The sequence below is a fragment of the Pseudonocardia sediminis genome (assembly GCF_004217185.1).
In the GTDB taxonomy this organism is placed as follows: domain Bacteria; phylum Actinomycetota; class Actinomycetes; order Mycobacteriales; family Pseudonocardiaceae; genus Pseudonocardia; species Pseudonocardia sediminis.
Window position 1 is genome coordinate 6,004,233 of sequence record NZ_SHKL01000001.1, and the last position, 24,455, is coordinate 6,028,687.

At 72.3% G+C, this 24,455-nt stretch carries 27 protein-coding genes; 13 read left to right on the top strand and 14 right to left on the bottom strand.

Features of this window, described 5'->3' with window-relative positions; genetic code table 11:
- Position 1: 1 nt before the first annotated feature.
- On the bottom strand, positions 2-2,029 hold the full coding sequence (locus EV383_RS28020) for an amylosucrase (RefSeq protein WP_207223678.1): 2,028 nt from the start codon (positions 2,027-2,029) through the stop codon (positions 2-4).
- A gap of 98 nt (positions 2,030-2,127) precedes the next feature.
- Between EV383_RS28020 and EV383_RS28025 the strand changes: the two genes are divergently transcribed.
- Complete coding sequence (locus EV383_RS28025; protein ID WP_130292747.1) at positions 2,128-3,618, top strand: CoA transferase; 1,491 nt, start codon at positions 2,128-2,130, stop codon at positions 3,616-3,618.
- Between the two features lie 74 nt (positions 3,619-3,692).
- The gene (locus tag EV383_RS28030) at positions 3,693-4,256 is read left to right on the top strand and encodes a VldE C-terminal domain-containing protein (protein WP_130292749.1); all 564 of its coding nucleotides are present in this window, start codon (positions 3,693-3,695) and stop codon (positions 4,254-4,256) included.
- Positions 4,257-4,260: 4 nt separating this feature from the next.
- Here EV383_RS28030 and EV383_RS28035 read toward each other — a convergent pair whose 3' ends face one another.
- The 3 genes from EV383_RS28035 to EV383_RS28045 form a co-directional block, all read right to left on the bottom strand.
- Complete coding sequence (locus tag EV383_RS28035; protein WP_130292751.1) at positions 4,261-5,280, bottom strand: alcohol dehydrogenase; 1,020 nt, start codon at positions 5,278-5,280, stop codon at positions 4,261-4,263.
- A gap of 93 nt (positions 5,281-5,373) precedes the next feature.
- Positions 5,374-6,345 carry an aldo/keto reductase gene (locus EV383_RS28040; RefSeq protein WP_130292753.1) on the bottom strand — a complete coding sequence of 324 codons (972 nt, stop codon included), beginning with the start codon at positions 6,343-6,345 and terminating at the stop codon, positions 5,374-5,376.
- 40 nt (positions 6,346-6,385) lie between these two features.
- Positions 6,386-7,354 (bottom strand): alpha/beta hydrolase, encoded by a 969-nt coding sequence (locus EV383_RS28045; protein WP_207223679.1) that lies wholly within the window; start codon positions 7,352-7,354, stop codon positions 6,386-6,388.
- Positions 7,355-7,468: 114 nt separating this feature from the next.
- On the opposite strand from EV383_RS28045, the gene EV383_RS28050 reads away from it, so the two are divergent.
- Positions 7,469-7,855, top strand: a complete 387-nt coding sequence (locus tag EV383_RS28050) for a pyridoxamine 5'-phosphate oxidase family protein (protein WP_130292756.1) — start codon at positions 7,469-7,471, stop codon at positions 7,853-7,855.
- 7 nt (positions 7,856-7,862) lie between these two features.
- Here EV383_RS28050 and EV383_RS28055 read toward each other — a convergent pair whose 3' ends face one another.
- Entirely contained in the window at positions 7,863-8,105 is a 243-nt protein-coding gene (locus tag EV383_RS28055) for a hypothetical protein (protein WP_130292758.1), read from the bottom strand.
- A gap of 233 nt (positions 8,106-8,338) precedes the next feature.
- A complete protein-coding gene (locus tag EV383_RS28060; protein ID WP_130292760.1) occupies positions 8,339-9,166 on the bottom strand; it encodes an SDR family oxidoreductase in 828 nt (275 codons plus the stop codon).
- A gap of 140 nt (positions 9,167-9,306) precedes the next feature.
- Between EV383_RS28060 and EV383_RS28065 the strand changes: the two genes are divergently transcribed.
- On the top strand, positions 9,307-9,579 hold the full coding sequence (locus tag EV383_RS28065) for a hypothetical protein (protein WP_130292762.1): 273 nt from the start codon (positions 9,307-9,309) through the stop codon (positions 9,577-9,579).
- A 299-nt stretch (positions 9,580-9,878) separates the two neighbouring features.
- On the opposite strand, the gene EV383_RS28075 is transcribed toward EV383_RS28065, so the two are convergent.
- Positions 9,879-10,898: a phenylacetaldoxime dehydratase family protein gene (locus EV383_RS28075; RefSeq protein WP_130292764.1), complete on the bottom strand. Its 1,020-nt coding sequence runs from the start codon at positions 10,896-10,898 to the stop codon at positions 9,879-9,881.
- 228 nt (positions 10,899-11,126) lie between these two features.
- On the opposite strand from EV383_RS28075, the gene EV383_RS28080 reads away from it, so the two are divergent.
- Both EV383_RS28080 and EV383_RS28085 read left to right on the top strand, forming a co-directional pair.
- Positions 11,127-12,101 carry a Rieske (2Fe-2S) protein gene (locus tag EV383_RS28080; protein WP_130292766.1) on the top strand — a complete coding sequence of 325 codons (975 nt, stop codon included), beginning with the start codon at positions 11,127-11,129 and terminating at the stop codon, positions 12,099-12,101.
- A 9-nt stretch (positions 12,102-12,110) separates the two neighbouring features.
- Positions 12,111-12,464, top strand: coding sequence for a Rieske (2Fe-2S) protein (locus EV383_RS28085; RefSeq protein WP_130292768.1), 354 nt, complete (start codon positions 12,111-12,113; stop codon positions 12,462-12,464).
- Positions 12,465-12,488: 24 nt separating this feature from the next.
- Here EV383_RS28085 and EV383_RS28090 read toward each other — a convergent pair whose 3' ends face one another.
- On the bottom strand, positions 12,489-12,722 hold the full coding sequence (locus EV383_RS28090; protein ID WP_130292770.1) for a hypothetical protein: 234 nt from the start codon (positions 12,720-12,722) through the stop codon (positions 12,489-12,491).
- 115 nt (positions 12,723-12,837) lie between these two features.
- Here EV383_RS28090 and EV383_RS28095 point away from each other — a divergent pair, with 115 nt between their 5' ends.
- On the top strand, positions 12,838-13,500 hold the full coding sequence (locus EV383_RS28095) for a TetR/AcrR family transcriptional regulator (RefSeq protein WP_278044855.1): 663 nt from the start codon (positions 12,838-12,840) through the stop codon (positions 13,498-13,500).
- On the opposite strand, the gene EV383_RS28100 is transcribed toward EV383_RS28095, so the two are convergent.
- The 3 genes from EV383_RS28100 to EV383_RS28110 form a co-directional block, all read right to left on the bottom strand.
- Positions 13,497-13,979, bottom strand: coding sequence for a nuclease-related domain-containing protein (locus tag EV383_RS28100; RefSeq protein ID WP_130292774.1), 483 nt, complete (start codon positions 13,977-13,979; stop codon positions 13,497-13,499). The two genes, EV383_RS28095 and EV383_RS28100, sit on opposite strands and share 4 nt — an antisense overlap.
- 102 nt (positions 13,980-14,081) lie before the next feature.
- Positions 14,082-14,468, bottom strand: a complete 387-nt coding sequence (locus tag EV383_RS28105; RefSeq protein WP_130292776.1) for a hypothetical protein — start codon at positions 14,466-14,468, stop codon at positions 14,082-14,084.
- Positions 14,456-14,995 (bottom strand): thermonuclease family protein, encoded by a 540-nt coding sequence (locus EV383_RS28110; RefSeq protein ID WP_130292778.1) that lies wholly within the window; start codon positions 14,993-14,995, stop codon positions 14,456-14,458. Before EV383_RS28110 ends, EV383_RS28105 begins: the two co-directional genes overlap by 13 nt.
- A gap of 344 nt (positions 14,996-15,339) precedes the next feature.
- On the opposite strand from EV383_RS28110, the gene EV383_RS28115 reads away from it, so the two are divergent.
- Both EV383_RS28115 and EV383_RS28120 read left to right on the top strand, forming a co-directional pair.
- Positions 15,340-17,106, top strand: a complete 1,767-nt coding sequence (locus tag EV383_RS28115) for a sigma-54-dependent Fis family transcriptional regulator (RefSeq protein WP_130292780.1) — start codon at positions 15,340-15,342, stop codon at positions 17,104-17,106.
- 96 nt (positions 17,107-17,202) lie between these two features.
- The gene (locus tag EV383_RS28120) at positions 17,203-18,846 is read left to right on the top strand and encodes a flavin-containing monooxygenase (protein WP_130292782.1); all 1,644 of its coding nucleotides are present in this window, start codon (positions 17,203-17,205) and stop codon (positions 18,844-18,846) included.
- Positions 18,847-18,853: 7 nt separating this feature from the next.
- On the opposite strand, the gene EV383_RS31495 is transcribed toward EV383_RS28120, so the two are convergent.
- On the bottom strand, positions 18,854-19,219 hold the full coding sequence (locus EV383_RS31495) for a TraR/DksA family transcriptional regulator (RefSeq protein WP_165438530.1): 366 nt from the start codon (positions 19,217-19,219) through the stop codon (positions 18,854-18,856).
- Positions 19,220-19,397: 178 nt separating this feature from the next.
- The gene (locus EV383_RS28130) at positions 19,398-19,613 is read right to left on the bottom strand and encodes a hypothetical protein (protein ID WP_130292784.1); all 216 of its coding nucleotides are present in this window, start codon (positions 19,611-19,613) and stop codon (positions 19,398-19,400) included.
- Between the two features lie 188 nt (positions 19,614-19,801).
- On the opposite strand from EV383_RS28130, the gene EV383_RS28135 reads away from it, so the two are divergent.
- The 3 genes from EV383_RS28135 (at position 19,802) to EV383_RS28145 (ending at position 23,071) form a co-directional block, all read left to right on the top strand.
- On the top strand, positions 19,802-21,040 hold the full coding sequence (locus EV383_RS28135; RefSeq protein ID WP_242623343.1) for an acyl-CoA dehydrogenase family protein: 1,239 nt from the start codon (positions 19,802-19,804) through the stop codon (positions 21,038-21,040).
- Between the two features lie 92 nt (positions 21,041-21,132).
- On the top strand, positions 21,133-22,158 hold the full coding sequence (locus EV383_RS28140; protein WP_130292786.1) for an Atu2307/SP_0267 family LLM class monooxygenase: 1,026 nt from the start codon (positions 21,133-21,135) through the stop codon (positions 22,156-22,158).
- Positions 22,159-22,195: 37 nt separating this feature from the next.
- Positions 22,196-23,071, top strand: coding sequence for an NAD-dependent epimerase/dehydratase family protein (locus tag EV383_RS28145; protein ID WP_130292788.1), 876 nt, complete (start codon positions 22,196-22,198; stop codon positions 23,069-23,071).
- Positions 23,072-23,141: 70 nt separating this feature from the next.
- On the opposite strand, the gene EV383_RS28150 is transcribed toward EV383_RS28145, so the two are convergent.
- Positions 23,142-23,567 (bottom strand): DoxX family protein, encoded by a 426-nt coding sequence (locus tag EV383_RS28150; protein ID WP_130292790.1) that lies wholly within the window; start codon positions 23,565-23,567, stop codon positions 23,142-23,144.
- A gap of 387 nt (positions 23,568-23,954) precedes the next feature.
- Between EV383_RS28150 and EV383_RS28155 the strand changes: the two genes are divergently transcribed.
- A complete protein-coding gene (locus EV383_RS28155; protein ID WP_130292792.1) occupies positions 23,955-24,308 on the top strand; it encodes a hypothetical protein in 354 nt (117 codons plus the stop codon).
- Positions 24,309-24,455: the final 147 nt, after the last annotated feature.

Genomic DNA, 24,455 nt, shown 5'->3' on the forward strand with positions numbered 1-24,455 from the left:
GTCAGGGCTCGGCGAGCCAGGCGAAGCCGAGCGCCGGCAGGTGCGCGCGACCGTCGTGCACCGGGACCGGGCCGTCCAAGGACAGGACCGTGTCCAGCCCTGCGACCAGCCCCGCGTCCACCGACGCGGGGCGGTCGGAGAGGTTGGCCAGGCCGACGAACGTCCCGCTGCGCGGGTGCCGTCGTCGCCAGACCAGCACGGCCGGGTCGTCGGTCTCGAGCACGTCGGTCGGCGCCCCGGCGTGCAGGGCGAGCTGCTCGGCCCGGACGGCGGCGAACTCGCGGAGGCGGGCGAACAGCCGTCCCTCCACCGTCGACGGATCACGACGACGGGCGAAGGGCCGGTCGTCGAACCACGGCCGGTGCATCCAGCGGTTGTCGTCGGCCAGGGCGGGGTCGTCGAGGTAGGACACATCGTTGCGCAGCGCCAGCTCGTCGCCGGAGTAGAGCAGCGGCACACCGCCGTAGCCGTAGACCACCGCGTGCAGGAGCAGCAGCCGCCGGATCCCGGCCTCCAGCGCGCCGGCGTCGCCGCGGTCGACGGCGTCGGAGATCCCGCAGAGCGACGCGGCGCTGCCGGAGATCCGGGCGTCGCCGGTCTCCGGGTTCTCCTGGAACAGCGCACCCTGCGCGAACGAGCCGGGGAAGCGCCCGGAGTAGAAGTCGTTGAGGAAGCGGCGGTGCGACGGCCCGTCCCAGCCGACGGCCCCGGCGTCGGTGTCGCTCACCGCCCAGCCGATGTCGTCGTGGCAGCGCACGTAGGTCGCCCAGGACGCCTCCGCCGGCACCGGAGCCATCCGCCGCAGCGCGGTCGTGGCCAGGCGCGCGTCCCTCGTGGCCAGGCTCGACCAGAGCAGGACCATCAGCTGGTTGTGGTAGGCCAGCTCGCACTCGGGGCGGTAGCGGTCGTGCCCGCCGAGGTAGGGCACCAGGTCCTCGGGCGCGACGATCGCCTCGGCCTTGAGCACCGTCGCCGGGGCCGCGACCGTGGTGAGCGCGTGCAGGGCCTGGAGCAGGTCGTGCACCTCGGGCTGGTTCTGGCCGTTGGTCCCGAGACGCTTGCCGAGGAACGGCACGGCGTCGCAGCGCAGGATCTCCACCCCGTGCCCGGCCAGGCGCAGGACGGTGCCCAGCATCGCGGCGAACACCTCGGGGTTGGAGTAGTCGAGATCCCACTGGTAGTCCCAGAACGTCGTCCGGACCCAGCCGCCCGCGCCGCCGCGGGCCCGCGGGACCCACGTGAACGACCCGGGCGCCCGGTCCGGGAACACGTCCGGGGTGGTCGCCTCGTAGGCGTCGGGCATCTCCCGGTCGGCGAACGCGGTGTAGAAGCCGGCGTAGCGGGGGTCGCCGGCCAGCCAGCCGCGCGCCCACGGGTGCTCGGCCGCGGTGTGGTTGAGGACCAGGTCCACGCACAGGCTCATCCCGCGGGCGCGCAGCTCGCCGGCCAGGTGCTCCAGGTCGGCCATCGTGCCCAGGCGCGGGTCGACGGCGTCGTGGTCGGCGACGGCGTACCCGCCGTCGTTCTCGCCCTCGCGGGGCTTCAGCAGCGGCATCAGGTGCAGGTAGGTGACGCCGAGCTCGGCGAGGTGGTCCAGCCGGCCGGTGACCCCGGCCAGGGTCCCGGCGAACCGGTCGGTGTAGGCGACGTAGCCGACCATCCGCGGGTCCTGGTACCAGCGCGGGTCGACCTCCCGGCGACGGTCGAGCGCGCGCAGCTCCGGCGGGCGCGCCGCCGCGGCGTCCAGGGCGACGCGCAGCAGCCGCCGGGTCAGGGCGTCGACGCCGGAACCCCGGCCGTAGAGCGCGTCCAGCGGGAGGTGGACGTCGGGGTAGGAGCGCTCGACGCGGGCGACGAACGCCACCGCGTCCGTCCCGCCGAGTGCGGCCTCGGCGTCGCGGCGCAGCCCGGGCAGCAGCCGTCGCAGGCTGGCGGCCGCGCGCCGCCGTCGTTCGACGTCGGGGAGCCGGCGCGTCGCATCCCCGGAGGGGCCGTGTCCCTCCGGCGGGAGCCGGGCGTCTTCGATCACGGCGCCATCGTGCCGGGTCGGCCGCCCGGGGGCACGATCGATACCCGTCCCGCCCCGCACGATCCGGTCCGACCGGCCCGGGAAGAGAAGAGGCACACGTGAACCCGCTGACCGACCGTCTCCGCCGCGCCGCGGAGTCCCCGGCGCACACCGCGGACGGGTTCGACCCGCACGCCGAGCTGGAGACCGTCCTGGGCGGCGTCGGGCTCTCCGCCGCCGACGCGGGCGGACGCGTGGAGTTCACCGGCGCGGACCCGATCGTCCCGAGCACGATCCGGGTCGGCGGGGCGGCCGCGCTGGGGCTGGCGGTCAAGTCGGTCGCCGCGGCGGCGCTGCACCGCGACCGCGGCGGGCCCGGCCAGGACGTCGGCATCGACCTGCGGCGCGCACCGCACCGGCTGTGCCCGTTCTACGACCGCACCTGGGAACGGCTCGGCGACTATCCCGTCACCTCGACGGTCGAGACCGGCAACGCGATGGCGTTCACGTTCTTCCGCTGCGCCGACGGCCGCTGGGTGATGCCGCAGAACATGTACCCGGGCCTGCGGCAACGCGCCCAGGACCTGCTCGGCGTGCCGCTGACGAAGCCCGCGGTCACCGAGGCGATCGCCGGCTGGAAGGCCTCCGAGCTGGAGGACGCCGCCGCCGACGCCGGCGTGGTGATGCCGATGCTGCGCACGCTGCCGGAGATGCTGGAGACCCGTCAGTACCGCGACGTGCTCGCCGACCTGCCCCTGATCGAGGTCACGCGGATCGGGGACTCGGCGCCCGAGCCCCTGCCCGACGCCGGTGCGCAGCCGTTCTCCGGGCTGCGGGCGCTGGGTATGGGGCACGTGATCGCCGGCGCCGGGTTCGGGCGGTCGTTCGCCCTGCACGGCGCGGACGTGCTGAACCTGTGGCGCCCCGGCGAGACCGAGCACGAGACGACCTACGCCTCGGCGAACGTCGGGATGCGCTCGTCGTGGCTGGACCCGCGCCGCGACCGTGCCGCCCTGACCGAGCTGCTGCAGGGCACGGACCTGTTCTTCCACAACCGCCGTCCCGCGTTCCTGTCCGAGATCGGCCTGACCCCCGCCGAGGCCGCCGCCGAGCGCCCCGGCCTGGTGTACGTCTCGGTGTCGCTGCACGGGCGGTCCGGTCCGTGGGCGCAGCGCCCCGGTTTCGACCAGTCGGCCGGGTCGGTGACCGGGATGATGCTGCTGGAGGGCTCGGAGGAGAAGCCGCGGCTGCCCCCGATCATGGTCGTGAACGACTACATCGTCCCGTGGCTGGCCCAGGCCGGGGTCGTGGCGGCGCTGCGGCGACGGGCCGTCGAGGGCGGCTCGTACCACGTGCACGTCTCCCTGACCCGGGTCGCGCTGTGGATCCTCTCGCTCGGGATCTTCGACAAGGAGTGGGCGCACGCGACCGCCGGTTCGGCCGAGGAGCACCGCTACCTCGACCCGGAGACGTTCACCGCGGACACCGCGCTGGGCGCCTACCAGGGCGTCACCGACCAGGTGGAGATGTCGGCGACGCCGGGACACTACGACCCGGTGCTGGTCGCGCGCGGTGCGTCGCGGCGGGAGTGGCTGCCGCGCGGGGTGTGACGCGCCGGCGGGAACGCCCTGCCGTCGCCGTACGTTGATCGGGTCCTGATCCCGGCGAAACGGACGTGGAGCGCGTGCGCACGAGAGCCCTGCCCGTCCTCGGTGTGCTGCTGGCGCTCGCGGTGCTGGCCGGGGTCGTCGCCGTCGTCGCGGACTCGCGGGGCTTCTCGATCTCCGACGCCCTGAGCCCGCGCCCGCCCGAGGCGTGCACCGTCGACGACCCGACGACGTCCGGCTGCCTCACCCCGACCGCGCGCGCCGTCTACGACCGCACCCTGGCCGAGTTCGGCGAGCCCGGCCGGAACGCGCCGGTCCGGGCGGCCACCTGCTGGTCCGAGCACGCCTGGAACCCGAGCAGCGACCACCCGGCCGGGCGGGCCTGCGACTTCTTCCCGACCCGGTCCGGCACCTTCCCCGAGGGGGAGGAACTCGCGAACGGCTGGGCCGTCGCGAACTGGCTCCGCGACAACGCCTCCGACCTGGGCGTCCGGTACGTGATCTGGCAGGGCCGGATCTGGTACCGCGGCACCGGCGACACCGACGGCTGGGGCCGCCCGTACAACGGCGGCGGGGTCTACGACCCGGCCGACGCCACGGGCGGCCACTTCGACCACGTGCACGTCAGCGTCCGGCGCTGACCGCTCACTCGGTGGTGAGCACCATCCGGAAGCGGGCGTCGTTGGCCATCATCCGGTCGTAGGCCTCGGCGGCCTTCTCCAGCGGCATCGTCTCGATCATCGGGCGGACGCCGGTCAGGTCGGAGAACCGCAGGGTGTCCTCGGAGTCCTGCGACGTGCCCGACGGGTGCCCGGAGACCCCGGCCGCCGGCATGATCAGCGCCGTGGCCGGTACCTCCAGCGGGTCCTCCGCCGCGCCGACGACGATCATCTGCCCGCGCCCGGCCAGGCCCGGGAGCAGCGCGCTCGCTGCCGCACCGCTGGTGGCGGTGGCCAGGATGACGGTCGCGCCGCCCAGCTCGGCGAGGGCCTGCCCGGCGTCGACGGCCTCGCTGTCGATGTGGTGGTGGGCGCCGAGCTGCTTGGCCAGGTCCGCCTTGTCGGTGCCGCGGGAGATCGCGACGACCTCCATGCCCATCTTCGCGGCGAACTGGATCCCGAGGTGCCCGAGACCGCCGACGCCCAGCACGGCGACGCGGTCTCCCGGGCGGGCCGGGCTCTCGCGCAGCGCGTGGAACGTGGTCACGCCCGCGCACAGGAGCGGCGCCGCCTCGGCCGCGGACAGGCCCGCGGGCATCCGGGCCAGCGCGTCCGCGGGGACGACGACGTAGTCGGCGTAGCCGCCGTCGAAGGAGATGCCGGGGATCTTCCCGTTCTCGCAGGTGATGAAGTCACCACGACGACAGCGCTCGCAGTGGTAACAGGCCCCACCGAACCAGCCGACCCCGACCTCGTCACCGGCCTTCCAGGAGCCGAACACGCCGTCGCCGACCTCGTCGATCGTCCCGGCGATCTCGTGACCGGGGATGATCGGGTACGGCGTGATCGGCAGCGCGCCCTCCTTGGCCCACATGTCGCTGTGGCAGACGCCGCAGGCCTTCACCCGGATCCGGACCTCGCCGGATCCGGGCTGCGGGACCTCCCGCTCGACCAGCTCGAGGTCTCCGCCGGCCTTCGCCACCTGGATCGCGCGCATCGTGCTCATGTTCTCGGGTCCTTCCGGATCGATTCCCGTGCACACATGCCTACCCACGCACATGCGGACCGAATCTCGATCAAGATCCCGGTGTTGCGGCGATCACGTGTGCCCGACGGGCTCCCGGGTCACGTAGTGCTCCTCCAGCGCGGCGTTCTCGGACTCGTCCAGGTCGACGTCGAGCGCCCCGAGCGCCTCGGCGAGGTGCTTCTCCTTCGTCGCCCCGACGATCGGTGCGCTCACCGCTGGCCGGTTCGCGACCCAGGACAACGCCACCTGGGCACGGGTCACGCCGCGCTTGCCGGCGATCTCGGCGACGGCGTCGACGATCCGGCGGTCGGTGTCCCGGTAGAGGGTCTTGCCGAAGTCGTCGGTCTCGGCGCGGGCGGTCGAGGTGTCCCAGTCACGGGTCAGGCGGCCGCGGGCGAGCGGGCTCCACGGGATCGACCCGATGCCGGCGTCGGCGCACAACGGCAGCATCTCCCGCTCCTCCTCGCGGTAGAGCAGGTTGTAGTGGTTCTGCATCGTGACGAACCGCGACCAGCCGTGGTGCTCCTGCAGGGCCAGCGCCTGCGCGAACTGCCACGACCACATCGACGACGCCCCGAGGTAGCGCGCCTTGCCCGCCTTGACGACGTCGTGCAGCGCCTCGAGCGTCTCCTCGATCGGTGTGTCGTAGTCCCAGCGGTGGATCTGGTAGAGGTCGACGTGGTCGACGCCCAGGCGTCGCAGGCTGTTGTCGATCCCCTGCATGATCGCCTTGCGGGACAGCCCGCCGCGGTTCGGGCCCTTCTTCAGCGGCATGAACACCTTCGTCGCGATGACGACCTCGTCCCGGTCGGTGAGCTCGCGCAGCGCGCGTCCGGTGATCTCCTCGCTGGTGCCGTCGGAGTAGATGTCGGCGGTGTCGAAGAAGTTGATCCCGCCCTCGACGGCCTGGCGGAAGAACGGCAGGGCGTCGTCGTAGTCGAGCGACCAGGGATGCCCTCCGCGGTTCGGCACGCCGTAGCTCATGGCGCCGAGGCAGATCCGGGAGACGTCCATTCCGGTGGTTCCGAGCTTCGTGTACTCCACGTCCTCCGTCTTACCCCCGGGCGCCGTGGGGCAACCGGACCTACAGGCCCAGCAGCCGTGTCAGCCAGGCCACCCGCGCGGCGCGGGCCCGCCGGGACAGGTCCGCGCCGGGGACGAAGCCGTCGAACCCGTGGAAGCCGCCCGGCCAGACGTGCAGCTCGGCCTGCACCCCGGCGTTCCACAGGGCGGTGGCGTAGGCGACGTCCTCGTCGCGGAACGTCTCGGTGGACGCGACGTCGACGTAGGCGGGCGGGAGCCCGGTCAGGTCCTGCGCGCGGGCCGGTGCCGCGTACGAGGAGACGTCGGCGGTGCCCCGCCGCTCGCCGAGCAGCGCGCCCCACCCGGTCTCGTTGCTGACCCGGTCCCACACCCCGACGCCCTCGAACTGCGCCACCGACGCGGTGTCGTTCCGGTCGTCGAGCATGGGGTAGACGAGCAGCTGCCCGGCGATCGCCGGACCGCCGCGGTCGCGGGCGAGCAGCGCCACCCCGGCCGCCAGCCCTCCGCCGGCGCTCGCACCGCCCACGACCAGCGACGACGCGTCGGCCCCGAACTCCGCGGCGTGCCCGGCGGTCCAGACCAGTCCGGCGTAGCAGTCCTCGACCGGCGCCGGGTCCGGGTGCTCCGGCGCGAGCCGGTACTCCACGCTGACCACGACCACCCCGAGCTGCTCCACCCAGTCGCAGAACTGCTCCCCGCCGGTGGCTCGGTCACCCATGAACATCCCGCCGCCGTGGCACCAGTAGACGACCGGCGCGCCACGGACCTGGTCACGCGGGCGGACCACCGACACCGGCACGTCCCCGTCCGGACCGGGTGCGACGTGCTCGGAGACGTCGATCGGACGCCCCGCCACGATCTCGCCCAACGACGGCGAGGACTCGTCGCGGGCCCGCCGGACCTGCTCGACCATGTCCGGGGTGATTCCGGGCGGGACGACCCGGTGCACCTCGCCGAGCGCGGCCTCCAGCTCGGCGTCGAACGGCGGACGGGGCGGTGGTGCGGTCACGGTGTCCTCCGGATCCGGGTGCGGCGACTGGGAACGATCATGCGCCGACCCGGCGGCCGCCGCCACGGCGCCGGACCGTGGTCCGCGGCGGGCTGCCGGCCGTAGGTTGGCCGGATGAGCATCAAGGTGGAGACGGGCTCGATCGCCGAGACGATGGAGGGCTTCGCGTTCGCCTACCTGCTCACGCTGGGGACCTCACCGCGCCCGCACGTCGTGGCGGTGGGCGTCACGGCCGTCGACGGCGCGTTGCGCGTCTCCGAGGTGGGCCGCAGCAGCCGTCGCAACATCGAGGGCGACGACGCCGTCACGCTGCTGTGGCCGCCGCGCGACGCCGGCGGGTACTCGCTGATCGTCGACGGCAACGCGAGCGTGCGCGGCGACGAGGTGGTGGTCGTCCCCGAGCGAGCGGTGCTGCACCGGCCGGCCCCGGAGGCACCCGCACCGGCCGACGGGTCGTGTGCCGCGGACTGCGTGGAGCTCCCGGTGCGCGAGGGGTCCTGACGCCCGGTCAGCCCGTGTCCTCGACCTGGCACCCGCAGCGGTCGGGGATGTCGCGTTCGGAGAGCGCCTTCTGCACCCGCGCCCCCATCACGTACCACCAGGCCTCCAGCCGGGCGGTCGGTGGCACGCCGACGCCGTCCCACGGGTGGTAGAGGTCCGCGAACGTCGTGGCCTCCGCACGAGCGTCGTCGAGGAGCTCCTTCCCACCGATGTCGAGGAGTGTCACCTCGCAGTACCCGCGCAGTTCCATGCCCCATGGGTACCCCGTACGGAGGGTTACCGCCGCCCGAAACACGCCCCGCCGTGAGATTGCTACGCCCGGCCGAACGGGGCACGCGGATCCGTGCGGCATCTGCGACCGGGACACGCAGGCGGTCCCGCCCGGACTGCTCCGGGTCTCCCGGACTTGCGTTCGAGCGTCGGCCGAGAACGAGGCGCGGCCCCGCGGTCCAGCCGAACCGCGGGCCGTCGTCGTCGGAGCTGTTACTTCGTGCCGTGCGCCTCGATCGACACCGGCTCCCACTCCCGCCACGTCGCGAGGCGGGACTCGTAGTCCTTCGTCGCGATGGCGAGCGGGCCGTCGCCGAAGAAGATCCGCAGCGGCGGGGTCTCCGCGTCGACGACCTTGAACACCGCCGCCGAGCTCGCCGCCGGGTCGCCCGGGGTCGACGTGCGCTGCGCACGCCGGCGCTGGGCCTCCTCGCGGAACTCGTCGTAGGCCGGAATCGGTGTGGAGTGCCGGGCCGACGAACCGGCCCAGTCCGTCGAGTACCCGGCCGGCTCGATCAGCGTCACGTGGATGCCGAACCCGGCGACCTCCTGGGCCAGCGACTGGCTGATCCCCTCCAGTGCCCACTTCGACGCGTGGTAGATCCCGACGTTCGGGAACGCGCTGATCCCGCCGATCGACGAGACCTGCAGGATGTGCCCGGACCCCTGCTCGCGCAGGAACGGCAGCGCGGCCTGGGTGACCCACAGCGCGCCGAACAGGTTCGTCTCGATCTGGTCCCGGACGTCGGCCTCGCTGAGCTCCTCGACCAGGCCGAACTGCCCGTAGCCGGCGTTGTTGACGATCACGTCGAGCCGGCCGAACCGCTCGTGCGCGCGGGCGACCGCGGCGAACACGCCGTCCCGGTCGGTGACGTCGAGCTCGACGGCCAGCACGCGCTCGCCGTACTTCTCGGCCAGGTCGTCGAGGGTCGCCGCGTCCCGTGCGGTCGCGGCGACCGAGTCACCGCGCTCCAGCGCGGCGATCGTCCACTCGCGTCCGAAGCCCCGCGAGGCCCCGGTGATGAACCATGTCTTGCTCATGCTCGTACGCCTTCCGTTCCGTCCGTCCCGAATGCGGGAACGACATCGGCGACCGCGTCATTCCGAACCTCCGTTCGTACCGGGCCGGGAGCGGTCGCGTCCCTGACGGGACGCCCGGTCAGTAGTTACAGTGTGACTAGGTGGCCGGCGGACCCGAGGAGACGATCGCCATGACGTGGGACGAGCCGACGGCACCGCCGTCCTACCGCTGCAGCGACCCGTCCTGCCAGCAGGTCTGGCACCACCGGGGTACGTCGCTGCCGTTCGCGCCGGTCCCGGACGGACGGGGCGGCATGGCGTGGCATCCGTGCCCGCAGTGCGCGGACGAGGGCCCGGCGATCGTCGCCATGACGCACCGGGTCCGGTCGCGGGCATCCGCCGACCTGGCGCTGTGGGGTACCGCGCTCGACTGAACCCGTTCCGGAACGCGTTGTGCCCGACCGTGCCCGAGCGCAACTGCCGGGCCACCGAGCGGGCGCGCTCGACGTCCGGGATGAACACCGAGGCGTTCAGCCCGTAGATCGTGTCGAGAACCGGTCCACGCCGCGCAGCGGCGCCCTCGCGTCACTGGTCACGCTCATATGTGGACTCCACCTCATCGGGGTCGTGATCACGCTCGACCACCGGGAGGGCCGACACGCGTCACTCCGGACGAACACTCATTCACATGATCTTACAATCTCTCAATCCGCATATGCGGGAACGCGGAGCGTCAGCTACCCAGAGCCGCCAGAAGACCGGTTCGCTCGTGGCATCCGGCGTACTCGAACCACTGCTCGTCCGGTCCGACGACCGAGACCTCGTGGTAGAGCCGCAGCTTCGTGGAGCCGCGGGCCGCCACCATCCTCCCGAACGAGGAGAAGATCGCCAGGTGCGTCGGGTGCGACTCGGACCAGCGCTCCAGCTCGGCCAGCGTGCGCCACCAGCTCAGGCCGTAGCTGCGCTCGGTGGTACGGCCGTCGGCGTCGAGCACGGTGAGGTAGCGGTTGGCGAAGCAGCCGATGCCGAGACCGTCGCTCTCCAGGAAGTCCATCCCGGCGCGCAGGTTCGGCTCGATGTCCTCCAGGTAGATCTCACGCTCGTCGGGGGCGGTGTCGGTCCAGTCCTGCCCGGAGCGGATCAGGCAGACGCTGCCGCGCGGGCGCACCCGGACGCGGTCGCCGTCGCGCTCGACGTCGAGGCCTCCCGGGTCGTGCAGCGGGCCGGTCTGCGAGGCCGGGATCCGGTCGCGCATCCCGCCCCAGTAGGCGTGCTCGCGGACCTGGTCGCTGAAGCCCTCGGCCAGCACGGCGACGCCCTCCGGACGGCTCCGCGCACCGAAGATCGTCTCGAACTCCTCGACCCGGGGCCGGATCACCTCGACCCACCGGCCGCCGCCGTCGCGGTCGGTCAGCCAGGGCTCCCGGTGTCGGGCGAACCAACGGTCGAACGCCGCCGGGTCGTCCCAGTAGGCGACGGTGACGACGTCGACGGGCCCGTCGCGCACGACCTGCGTGGCGCGGTCGTGGTGGGCCGGGCCGTCGGGTCCGGCCAGCGCCTGCGCCAGTGCCGCGGGAACCCCACCCGGCTCGGTTCCCGCCGGCAGCTGCGCACCGAGGTAGGCCATCACGACCTGCGCCGTCGACTCCGGCGTCCGCGCCACGAACGACGGGTACGCCGGCCGGAAGTCGTCGGGAACCCGCGACGGGCGGGTACGCGGGACGGTGAGGTGCGCGGGGATCGCGGACTCCATCGGGCCTCCTTGCTCGAGGGACGTGACGCGTGGCGGGCCCGCCGACGGCGGACCTCCGCACCAGCGGATCCCACCGACCCCGTGATCGGCAAGAACGGATTCGCATCGGGTCGCCCTCGACCACGTCACGGTGGACCTGGTCAGTCGCAAAATGATCCACCCCTCGTGATCACCGTCACACACGTGCGAGCATCCCGTCGTCGGCGACGGCGAGGAGCGGGAGCAACGATGACGGGCACGGATCAGCAGACCGAAGCGACGCCCCCGGGCGGTGCGTCCCGGCTGGCCACCTGGCATCAGGACGTGTTCCGCGCGGTGGAGCGGTGGCCCTGGCTGACGAAGGTCACCGAGGACGTCTCGGCGGTCGTCGACCCGATCTACGACAGGCACCGGGGCAACGTCGCCGTCGAGCTCATGCACGGTGGCCGGTGGGCCGGGCACTCGCTGCACGCGGCCCTGAGCGACCTGCCGATCGGTTTCTGGGCCGGCTCCGTCGTGCTCGACGCCCTCGGCAAGGACGTCCCCGGACGGGGCACCCGCGGGCGGCTCGACCCCGCGGGCACGCTCAGTGCGGCCGGCCTGGCCGCGGCGGCGGGCACCATCGCGACCGGGGTCACGGACTGGTCGGTCAGCGACGGCGAGGACCGCAAGGTGGGCATGTTCCACGGGATGCTCAACCTCGCCGGGACCGCGCTGCAGGCCGCGTCGCTGGCCGCACGGGTGTCCGGGCACCGGCGTCCCGCGCAGGCGTTGGGCGTCGCGAGCATGGCCGTCACCGCGGCCGCGGGCTACGTCGGCGGGCACCTGGTGCAGGGCAAGGCCGTCATGGTCAACCGGGTCGCGACGACGACCGGGCCGAACCGCTGGGCCCGCGCGATCGAGGACGCCGAGCTGGCCGACGGCGCGTCGGCCGGCGTCGTCGTCGACGGACGGCAGGTGATGCTGCACCGCGACGGCGACGAGATCTACGCGATCGACGACCTCTGCAGCCACGCCGGCGCGCTGCTCAGCCGCGGCCCCGTCAGCGACTGCATCGTCACCTGCCCCCTGCACGAGTCGCTGTTCGACCTGCGGGACGGCCACATCGTCCGCGGTCCCGCACACCACCCGCAGCCGGTGCTCCCGGCCCGGGTGCGGAACGGCTGGATCGAGGTCCGGGGCTCCCTGCCCAAGGGCCGACGCGCACGAACCACCACCACCTGAGGAGACACCATGGCCTGGGAAGCGGTCGCCGATCTGGACCAGCTCGAGGAGGGCGACATGATGGTCGTCGACATGGGCGAGCCGGTCTGCCTCGTCCGTCTCTACGAGGACGAGGTCGCGGCGGTGCACAACACCTGCACCCACCAGCAGCAGCCGCTCAACGAGGGCTACCTGCAGGAGGACGACACCCTCATCTGCCCCGCGCACAACTCCTGCTTCGACCTGCGGACCGGTGAGCCGAAGGGCGTCCCGGCGGTCGCCCCGATCCCGGTGTGGGCCTGCAAGATCGAGGACGGCGCGATCTGGGTGGACATGGACCAGCAGCTCAACGACGCGGCGATCCCGCACAAGCCGTTCCACTAGGTGCGGGAGTCCGGGCCGTCCTGCTCAGCCGTCGTCGCCGTCGCGCAGACGCAGGACGACCCGGAGCACGTACTCGGTGGCCGAGTCGAACGCGCCACCGCGCAGCTCGCCGCGCACCGCGAGGTTCTGCGACGCGAACTGCAGCATCCGTTCCGTCCCGACCCGGCGGACGACCAGGGCGGCGATCTCCTGCAGGTCCAGACCCGGGTTGTCCAGACGGGTCAGTGCGAACTCGACGACCAGCTCCTCGTCCGTCACGAGTCCCCCAGCACCGTCCGATCCCGACACCGCGATCCAACCACCTCGGACTCCGCGGGTGTGACGTGTGTTCGATCAAGGACAGGCTGACCTACTCATCGGTAGTATCGGAGGAGTGACCGAAGAGAAACCAAGGCGGACAGGCAGACCGCCGCTGACCGATCGCACCGCGCTGCTCGCAGCGGCCCGCGAGATCGGATTCGCGGACCTGACCGTCGGCACGGTGACGGCGAAGGTGGGGGTCAAGTACTCCACGTTCTACCGGCACTTCCCGAGCTTCGACGCCCTGCTCTCGGCCGCCGTCGACGAGATCCTCGCCGAGACCGAGTTCCCGGCCCCCGGCCAGCCCTGGCAGAAGTACCTCACGCAGACCTCGGCCACCCTGTTCCTGCTGCTGCACCGGCACCCGGGGATGGCGCAGGCGATCGTCGCACTGCCCGAGCGCCCCTGCCGGATGGTCGCGCTGTTCCGCGAGATGACCGACCAGCTGCTCGAGGCGGGCTTCACCCCCCGGGACACCATCCTCGCCGGGACCGGCGTCTTCGAGCTCGCGATCCTGCCGTGGATCGACAGCCCCGGCACCGCCCCCGGCGGAGCCGTCCGGCGGGAGCAGGCCAGGGTCACCCCGGAGCCGCTCGACGACCGCGTGCGGGATGCGATCGTGCGTTCCGTCGACGACCCTCCGACCACGTGGATCGCCGAGAAGGTCGACCTCCTCGTCGACGGCCTCGAGACCCGCCTGGCGAGGAGCAGTGCAGGGTTGGATTCCTCGGCCTAGGAGTCCTTCGACAGTAACCCGTACCGCAGGAGCAACCTGATCATGTGCTCTGCATCGGAGTCGGCGTTCTCGTTAAGCGAGACTTCGCGAACGAGCAGGCCGAGGATTTCGGGAAACTCGATGACTTGGACGCCGCGGGTCCGCGCTTCCGACAAGACAGCGTCCTTACTGTTCTTACCTATCTGCCCTACGACCAGGAATCTCTCGATATCAACCCTACGGCCGACCGTGGAGTAGATCGCTTCGTCGGCAGCTGCGCTCGTGAAGTTCCAGACCGGCCATTCGGTAAGAGTGCTTGCGGTAATAGATTCTGCGTGCCAGCCCTTGACCTCAACAGCACCGACCGTCCCGTCGGGACGCAGCAACAGTAGGTCGATGTCGGAGTAGCCGTTCGGAACCCTGTACCGCAGCCGAGAACGTACGAAGTAGCCCTTACGTTCGAAAAACCGACGGACGATCTCTTCATTGGGCTCGAGCATGCGGGAATCGTAGGGCGACACCAGCCCGCGGAAAATTCGCTGGCCGTAGAAGTACCCGTTCGTGACTCGCGTTCGGACCGCCGTTTCGGGCGGAGCGAGGTCTCACCTCGACGCAGACGCAGAGCGGAGCTGCTCCTCGATCTCTGCACGGTGGAAGTCCACCGGGAAGACAAGGGTCCCGCGGTCGTCGCGATGGGCGATCCGGGATCCGCACCAGCCGCATCCACCGGCCGCATCCACACTGGCGCGGGACTCGATCTCGTCCCGGCGTCGCCGGTCCGTCATCTGCTGAGCCTCCGCTCGGCGGGTTGCCCGCTGATCCCTCGTCTGATCCCAGGCCCACCAGACGCCGAACGGCACGATCAGGATCGCCGCAGTGATGAGTGCCCACTTCAGGATCAGCAGCACCAAGCCGAGGACGAGGACGGCACCGACAAATTTGGCCCCGAGCGAGGTGGAGCTTCGACTAGACATGCTCAGCACCACCACTTCCGCGCGCAGTACCCGCCTGTCAGCGCGCCGTCAGGCATGTTGACATCACCGTTTGAGACGTAGTTGCCACCGCCGCTCGAGGCGGGCGCCACCGGGGTCCCGGTGCAGTCGCGCGCGCTGCTGTAGTCCCGCTCGCGCAGCTCGGCCAGGTAGGCAGCGGGCGCGTCGTTCTTGCGCTCATAGACGCCGACCGCGTCGTCACCGATCAATGAGAGACCAATGTCGTTGATGTACGGGTCGTAGTCGCTGACGTAGGTCGAGTCCCGCTCGACACGGCGCAGCAGGCGGCCGTAGTCGTCGACGTCGCGGCGACCGTCGGCGACCAGCCGCACCTGCTGGCCGGACACGGAGAGCTCGAGCGACTCTCTCGCCTCCCGACCGCCCCGCGTGTCGGTCTCGCAGGCGTCGATCCCCAGGAAGCGGACCTTGCGACCACCAGTGACCTCGATGGTGTCGCCGTCGACGACCTTCGTGACACTTACAAGCTCGCCGACCGTCGCCGGGCTGCTGGTCTGCGATGCCACTGCCGCCGGACCGTGTCCTGGAGGCGGCGTCGTCGGCGTGGTGGAGCCTGCGACGACGGTCGGTGCGGGGGCCGGAGTCGCTCCGGTACGGGACAGGTCGGTGACAGCGACGATGCAGAACACGCCCGCCGCGAGCCCGGACCAGACCTTGTACGCCGTCCTCATCTCACGCCCCTCAACCGATGTATGCGCCCATGTGTCGCAAGCTCGAGTCGTCCCGTTACAGCTGTTCCTGCTCTGTTCGGCCGCGTCCCTCTCGCCCAGCAGCGCCAGTCGCACACGCCAGCGCGCGAGTCTTCGGCTCTTGCTCCACCATGTGATGTAGACCACAGGGAGGTGAGGTCATGGCCGACCTCGCGGATCGGCGGCGTCTGCTCACGACCGCCCGGGAGGACTTCCTGGACCGCGGCCGCACCGACCTGCGCGGTGTGCCCGGCCACGTCGCCGCCTCGTGGCGGCGGAGCGCCTCGAGCGGGGTCGCCCCGCAGGGCGTGGCCAGTGAGTACCACTCCGGCCTCGACGTCGGCTCCCGGCTGGTGCGGTGCGCCCGGCCGTCGATGGAGCAGCTCGCCGAACAGCTCTCCGACATCCCGATCTGCGTCGCGCTGACCGACGACCGCGCGCGCATCCTGAGCCGTCGCGACACCGCCTCGGGGTTCGCCCGCGTCCTCGACCGCGTCTACTTCGCCCAGGGGTTCGGCTACGCCGAGGGCGCGGTCGGCACGAACGGCGTCGGGACGGTCCTGGAGTACGGCGAGTCCGTGCACATCGTCGGCGCCGAGCACTTCGTGGACACCCTGCAGTCGTTCGCCTGCGCCGGCGCCCCGATCCGGGACCCGTTCACCGGCCGGATCTCCGGCGTCCTCGACATCAGCTGCCTCAGCGACCACTCGTCGCCGGTCATGCACTCGCTGGTCCGCTCCGCCGCGCGGCGCGTCGAGGACGACCTGCTGCACGACCGCGGACTCCCTCAACAGGCGCTGTTCGACGCGTTCTCCCGCGCCGACGTGCACGGCCGCCGGGCCGTGCTGGCCGTCGGGCAGCGGGTGGTGATGGCGAACTCCCCGATGCAGACGTTGCTCGACCCGGGCGACCTCGAGGCCCTGCAGGACCACGTGCGGTTCCGGATGCTGCGCCGCGACGCGGTGGACGAGCGGGTCGACCTGCCGTCCGGGACGCGGGTGCGGCTGCGCGGGACGGCGGTGACGGCCGGGCCGGACGTCGCCGGGATGGTCGCCACGGTCGCGGTGCTGCACGAGGTGGACACCCCGGCCGGCCCGCGTTCCCGTCCCGAACCGGCCGGACGTCGCACCCCGGCGTGGTGTGACGCGGCGTCGACGGTGGAGAGCGCGCTGCGCGCCGGTGACCCGGTCCTGCTGCTCGGCGAGCGCGGGAGCGGGCGGCTGCACCTGCTCACCGAGCTCCACCGGTCGCTGCACGACGACGGACGGGTCGTCGCGATCGAGGCGGACGAGGTCGAGGCCGAGCCCGCCGGCGTCGCGGCACGTGTGCTGCGCGCGGACCGGCAACCGGTCCTCCACGTCCTGCGCGACGTCGACCGCCTGTCCCCGACCGCGGTCCGGGCCTTCGTCCGGGCGCTCGGCTCCGCCGCGGACGGACGGGCCCCGGGCACCGTCGCGGCCACCGCGTCCGCCGGCTCCCTCGGCGGCGTGGGACGCGCCGCGCCGTTGACGGCGATGTTCCGGGCGTCGGCGACCGTGCCGGCCCTGCGTCATCGCGGCCCCGACCTGCCCGCTCTCGCCGACGAGCTGCTGGCCGTCCTGGCCCCGGACCGTGACGTCCGGCTGTCCCGGGACGCGCTGCGCCTGCTGGGACGCCACCGCTGGCCCGGCAACGTCGACGAGCTGCGGGACGCGCTGGTGACCGCGCTGGCCCGGCGCCCGGTCGGCACGATCGGCGCCGACGACCTGCCCGCGTCGTGCCAGAGCGTGCCGCGCAGCGCGCTGCGCCCGGTCGACGAGATCGAACGCGACGCGATCGTCGCCGCCCTGCGGGAGGTGGGCGGGAACCGTAGCGCCGCGGCCGCGGCGCTCGGGCTGGGGCGCTCCACCCTCTACCGCAAGATCCGGCAGTACGGAATCTCCGTCTGACCCCGGGCACGTCCCGATATGGGACACCCCGGCACCCCGGTGGGCCCGGAGCATGGACGGCGTCCGTGACCCAGGCCGCAGTGAGGGTGAACGACGATGACGTCCGCGACCGACAGCAGCACCCGGCCCGACGAGAGCTCGGCCGCCCTGGAGGTCGACGCCGTCGTCCTCGGTGCGGGGGTGGCCGGGCTGTACCAGCTCCACCAGCTCCGCGAGCAGGGGCTGCGCGTGCGCGCGTACGACGCCGCGGCCGACGTCGGGGGCACCTGGTACTGGAACCGCTACCCGGGCTCGCGCTTCGACAGCGAGGGCTACATCTACCAGTACCTGTTCTCCGAGGAGCTCTACAAGGGGTGGAGCTGGAGCGAGAAGTTCCCCGGCCAGCCGGAGGTCGAGAGCTGGCTGCACTACGTCGCCGACCGCCTCGACCTGCGCCGCGACATCCAGTTCTCCACCACGATCACCGAGGCCCGGTTCGACGACGACCGCGGCCGCTGGACGTTGCGCACCGACCGCGGCGAGACCGTCGACACGCAGTTCTTCGTGACCTGCGCCGGGATGCTGTCCGCGCCGATGGAGAACGTCCTGCCCGGCCGCGAGGACTTCCGGGGGACGATCTTCCACACCTCGCGCTGGCCGCGCGAGGACGTGGAGCTGGCCGGCAAGCGCGTCGGCGTGGTCGGGATCGGCGCCACCGGGATCCAGGTCATCCAGACGATCGCCGCCGAGGTCGGGCACCTGACCGTCTTCGCGCGGACCCCGCAGTACGCGCTGCCGATGAAGAACCCGAAGTACTCCCGGGCCGACCAGGACCGGTACAAGAGCCGCTTCGAAGAGCTGCGCGACCGGATCCCGCACACGTTCACCGGGTTCGAGTACGACTTCGAGAACGTCTGGGCGGACTGCAGCCCGGAGAGGCGTCAGGAGATCCTCGAGGAGATCTACCAGGACGGGTCGCTGAAGTTCTGGCTCGCGAGCTTCGGGGAGATGTTCTTCTTCGAGGAGGTGAGCGAGGCCATCTCGGAGTTCGTCCGGGAGAAGATGCGGGCGCGGCTGAAGGACCAGCGCCTGATCGACGTCCTGGTCCCGACCGACTACGGCTTCGGCACCCACCGCGTCCCGCTCGAGACCGACTACCTCGAGGTCTACCTGCGGGAGAACGTCGACCTCGTCGGGGTGCGGGACAACCCGATCTCCCGGGTCGTGCCCGAGGGGATCGAGCTGGCCGACGGGTCCGTGCACGAGCTCGACCTGATCATCCTGGCGACCGGCTTCGACGCCGGCACCGGCGCGCTCACCCGGATCGACATCCGCGGGCGCGAGGGCCGGTCGCTGACCGAGGACTGGGGCCGCGACATCCGCACCACGATGGGCCTGATGGTCCACGGCTACCCGAACATGCTGACCACGGCCGTGCCGCTGGCCCCGTCCGCGGCGCTGTGCAACATGACCACCTGCCTGCAGCAGCAGACCGAGTGGATCAACGGCGCCATCCGGGACCTGCGCCAGGAGGGCAAGTCGGTGATCGAGCCGACGCGGGAGGGCGAGGACGCGTGGGTGGCCCACCACGAGGAGGTCGCGAACGCGACGCTCGTCCCGAAGACGACGTCCTGGTACATGGGGTCGAACGTCGAGGGCAAGCCCCGCCGGATGCTGTCCTACATCGGCGGCGTGGGCACCTACCGCCAGAAGTGCGAGGAGGAGGCCGCGGCCGGCTACCCCGCGTTCCGCCGGAGCTGACGCCTGCTCAGTGCTCGACCGACCCGATCGACGCCGCATCCTCCGGGTGCTCGCGGCACCGGTCGGTCTCCGGACGGGCCTCGAGACGCTCGTCGTCGATCTCGCGGTCGCAGACGGCGCACCGGCCGAACGTGCCGGAGTCGACGCGCTCCAGGGCGGCGGCCACCTGCGCCCGCTGACGGCGGATCGTCCCGATCATCAGCTCGTCGTCCATCGACTCGGTCGCACGCGACCCGTTGTCGCCGAAGTCGGTGCCCTCGGCGCCGCGGTCGGCGTCGCTGCGGTCGGGGCGCAGTGCGTCCTCGGCCGAGGACTCGGTGTCGAGGCGGTCGAGCTCGTCCTGCAGCAGGCTGCGGAGCCGGGTCTGTTCCATGGGGTCCTCCAGGGCGTTCGGCGACGCCCCGGTCCTCGGACGGGCACGGGCGCCGGTGTCGTCCCTGCCGTACCCGCGGACACCTCGGCGAACCGTCCCCCGTCCGTGGCCCAGCCGACCGGCACGTCCACCGCGCCGACCGGGCCCTCCGGCGGAGTCCCGCCGGACGGAGGGTGGGTCAGCGCGCGCCGGCGGCGACCGTCGAGACCCGGGAGCGGATCTCGGAGGCGGCCTCGTCGGTCAGGCACGCCACGTCACCGTCGGTCTCCGAGGCACCCGGCCCGACGGTCAGGACCTTCTCGTATCCCGCCTCCATCAGGTCGCGGGCCTGCGCGACGACGGTCCGGACGTCGGTGCCCAGCTCGTCGGCCAGTGCGTCGGGCGTGATGCTCATCCTGTGCTCCTCACAGGTACGGAGCCGTGGCTCCTGTTGTTCGCGAGGGGGTCACCCTGCGCGACGAGGGGGCGACGCTACCTCCGATGCCGCACCGTGGCAGGCCCCACCCGGTGATCCGCCCCGGTATCGGACAGAAACAGTCAGAAGTGACTGGTAGCGTCGTCCTCCCCGACGAGGAGGTCCCGTTGACGACGACCGAGCCGACCGTCCCCCGCACCCAGGACCGCATGACCCACGACGTCTGGCTGCCGGAGGAGACCGTCGCCCTGCGGGCCGAGGCCCGCGCCGCGGTGGAGAAGCGGCTGGCGCCGTTCGCCCGGGACATCGGGTGGCGCGAGGAGTCCGCCGACTCGTTCCCGTGGGAGGCGTTCCGGGGTCTCGCCGACGAGGGGCTGTTCGCCGTCCCGTTCGGCTCCGACTTCGGCCGCGGTCTCGAGCACCCGATGCTCGGCACCTGCACGGTGACCGAGGAGATCGCCTACCACTCGTCGTCGATGGCCGGGGTCTACGACGGGCAGTGCATCCTCGTCCCGCAGACGCTCACGTTCGCCTCCGACGAGCTCCGCGCCCGCCTGATCCCGGAGCTCACCTCCGGCCGGGTCGCGTTCTCCTTCGCCACCACCGAGCCGGAGACCAGCTCGGACCTGACCGCGGAGCGGATGCAGACCGTCGCCGAGGAGACGCCCGACGGCTTCGTCGTCAACGGCCGCAAGCGCTGGATCACCAACAGCGTCGTGGCCGGTTGGGTGTCGGTGCTGGTCCGCGCCGGGGCCGGCAGCGACCGGGCGCACATGCTCCTGGTCGACCTGTCCTCGCCCGGTATCCGCGTCGGGACGCCGGACCTGAAGATGGGGCACCGCGGCCAGATCACCGCCGACATCGTGTTCGAGAACGTGCACGTCCCGCGCGAGAACCTGCTCGGGCAGCCCGGGGCCGGGCTCGGCGTCGCGCTGTCGGCGCTCGTGCGCGGGCGGATCGGGATCGGCGCCGCCGGTGTCGGCGTCGCCCAGGCCGCGCTGGACCTGGCCGTGGAGCGGCTGCGCACCCGTCAGGTCTTCGGCGGGCCGCTGGGCGCGATGCAGCACTGGCAGTTCACGATGGCCCAGCGCGCCACCGAGATCGAGTGCGCCCGCACGCTCTACCAGAAGGCCGCCACCCTGCTCGACCGCGGCGACCGCTCCGCCGAGCCGGAGGCCGCGATGGCGAAGGCCTACGGCACCCGGCTGGCCAACGACCTGGTCCGGGAGGCCATTCAGATCCACGGCGCGCTGGGCTTCGCCCGACAGGTCTCGGAGAGCGGCGAGTCGGTACGGCTCGAGGAGATGTACCGGGACGCGAAGATCCTGGAGATCTTCGAGGGTGCGAACGAGCTGCAGCAGTGGATCGTGGCCCGGACGCTGATCGGGCGTGACGTCACCGGCTGACCTCCTCCGGTGCCGGGGCCGTCCCGGCCGGCTCGGGGTGATCCCGAACGCTCGGGTGGGGCCGCACCCGCGGCGCCTGACAGGGTGGGTCCGTGCACCTGGGAATCGACAGTTTCGTGGCAGCCGTGACCGACCCGGCCACCGAGGCAGTGGTGGGGCCGCAGGAGCGCGTGGCGCACCTGCTGGAGGAGATCGCGCTCGCCGACCAGGTCGGGCTGCACTCGTTCGGCATCGGCGAGCACCACCGGGCCGAGTACTACGACTCGGCACCCGCCGTCATCCTCGCCGCCGCGGCGGCCCGGACGTCGCAGATCCGGCTGCGCAGTGCCGTGACGGTGCTGTCCGCCGCCGACCCGGTGCGCGTGTTCGAGGAGTTCGCGACCGTCGACCTGATCTCGCGAGGCCGGGTCGAGCTCGTCGTCGGGCGCGGGTCGTTCACCGAGGCCTTCCCGCTGTTCGGGCTGAACCTCGCCGACTACGACGACCTGTTCGACGAGAAGCTCGACCTGCTGCTGAAGATCCGCGAGAACGCCGAGGTGACCTGGTCGGGGCGGCTGCGCCCGGCGCTGACCGGGCAGGGCGTCTACCCGCGCCCGGTGCAGGAGCGGCTGCCGGTGTGGATCGGCGTCGGCGGCACCCCGCAGTCGTTCGTCCGCGCCGGCCTGCTCGGCCTCCCGCTGATGGTCGCGATCATCGGTGGCCAGCCGCAGCAGTTCGCGCCGCTGATCGACCTCTACCGCCGGGCCGGCGCGCAGGCCGGCCACCCGCCGGAGGCGCTGCGCGTGGGCCTGCACTGCTTCGGCTTCCTGGGCGACGACGTGGAGAAGGCGACCTCGGCGTTCTACCCGGGCTGGGCCGAGATGTTCACCAAGGTCTCCCAGGAGCGCGGCTTCCCGCCGCCGAACCGCCGTCAGTTCGACGCGACCCGCGGGCCCGACGGCGCGTTCTTCGTCGGGGACCCGGAGACCGTCGCCGCGAAGTGCCTGCGCGTGTCCGAGCAGCTCGGCGGCGTCGAGCGGATCAACCTGCAGATGACGAACCCGCGCCTGGCCCACGACGACCTCCTGCACTCGATCGAGCTCCTGGGGACGAAGGTCGCACCCCTCGTCGCGGGCTGAGCCGTTTCCCGGTGATCACATCGGGAAATCCGGCGGCATGAAGATCCTCGTCACCGGAGCACTGGGCAAGGTCGGCCGCGCCACCGTCGCGGCCGCGCAGGCCGCGGGACACGACGTCACCGCCACCGACCAGGCCCCGCCGTCCTACGGCCCGACCGACCCGTCGGCCGCGCCCTACCTGCGCGCCGACCTGACCGACTTCGGCCAGACCGTCGACCTCGTCGGACGGGTCCGGCCCGACGCCGTCGTCCACACCGCCGGCATCCCCGAGCCGTTCCAGGACACCGAGGTCGCGATCTTCGACACGAACCTCCCGGCGCTGTTCCACGTCGCCGAGGCGGTCCGGCTCGTCGGCGTCCCGCGGCTGGTGGCCATGTCCAGCGAGACCGCACCCGGCTACATGACCGGCGACCCGGTGCTGCTGCCGGACTACCTGCCCGTCGACGAGAACCACCCGCTGCGTCCCCGCGAGGCCTACGCGCTGACCAAGGTGCTCGGCGAGCACATGCTCGACGCCTTGGTCCGCCGTCAGGACAACGCCGTGCCCGTCACCGCGGTGTCGATCCGCCCGTCGCTGGTCACCACCGGCGAGATGTACGGCGACTTCATCAAGCGGACCCGTGAGGCCGAGATCGCGCCGTCGTTCAACCAGTGGACGTTCGTCGACGCCGACGACCTTGGCGACCTCGCCCTGCGTGCGGCGACGACGGAGACCCCGGGCCACGAGGTCGTCTACGCGGCGCAGCCGGACAACCTGCGCGGGGAGCCCCTCGCCGACCTCGTCGCGAAGGCCTACGGCGACGACGCCCCGGAGATCCGTGACCTCGAGCGTCCGGACTCCGGCGCGATCTCGGTCGCCAAGGCCCGCCGCCTGTTCGGCTGGGAGCCGCGGACGGGACTCGCCGCGCGCTGACGCACCCTGCTCCCCCGTCCGGCCTGCCGTCGCTCAGCGGCGGCGGGGCCGGACCGGGTCGGGCCGTCGATCAGCGGCGACGCCCGGGCCGGGTCGGCAGCAGGCCTCCGGCGTGCAGCGCCGTGGCCCACATCAGCGGCTCGACGAGCAGGCGGACGAACCGCTTCCGGTCGGAGTCCAGGCCGAGGCCGTCGGCGCGGTTCCGGTACTGCGCGATGTTGCCGGGGAAGACCGCGACCAGGAACGCCGTGGTCAGCCCGGCCATCCGCCGACGCTCCTTGGGCAGGGCGACGAGGCCGAGGCCCAGCGAGATCTCCACCGCCCCCGAAAGCAGGACGACCTCGTCGGTGTCCATCGGGACCCAGTTCGGGACCTGGGCCTGGAAGCCGTCCCGGGCGAACGTGAGGTGCGAGATGCCGGCGAAGGCCATGCCGGCACCGGCGACCCACCGGGCCACCTGCTGGCTGCGCGGCGGACGTGACGTACGAGAGCTCATGACGATCTCCGGTCGTGTCGGGCACCGTCCATGGCGGCCAGAACCGGCCCCGCCGACGCGACGAGTGCATCGAAGATCGAACTACCCGATCTTGCGACGACGACACGTGCGATCCGCTGCACGACAGGCTGATACCCGTCGCACCACTCAGGATCCGCCGGTGGTCTCGTCCGCTCCCGAGACGTCCACGTCGAACGCGTTGAGCAGCACCGACACCAGGCTGTGGCAGCCGACGAGGTAGATCAGCTCCGCCGTGCCGTCACGCCCGAAGCCTCGAGCGCCGCCTGGTGAGTCGCGCCTGGCAGCGCACCGCCGCCCTGGAGCGGGTGCACGCGCCCTGTCCCTCGCTCGGGAGGGCTCCCGAGGCGCGTCCCTACGGTCCCGCTCATGACACATCAGGACAGTCGGAACATCAGGGACGAGGCGGTCGCCTTCGCCCGGCGGATGGTGTGCGGAACGATCGCCGCCGCGGGGGTCGTGGGGGCGCTGGCCCTCTCCCCCGGACACGCCGTCCAGCCGGTGTCGACGAGCACCGCGATGACGCAGCCCATGCAGCCTCCGCCCCCGCCTCCCGGATGGCCGCCGCCGGAGATGCACCAGCCCGGTCAGCAGGGACCGGCTCCCGGTGACCAGGACAAGCCCCCGCCCGCCTCGCCTCCGATCACCGACCCGATCTGCCAGGACATCCTCGGAGTGCCCGACGTCAACGCCCCCTGCCACGACCCGTCGGACGTGGCGTAGCTCCGCCGGCGCTTCCGGTCGGGCGGAGACGCATCTCGATGGCGCCCGGCCGGATCGCCACTCCTCGGGCGGCCACTTCGCGCCTGGTGACGGTCCGGCCGATCCTTGAGCCGAACGGCCGTATGCAGTACCGACTATTCAAGGTCG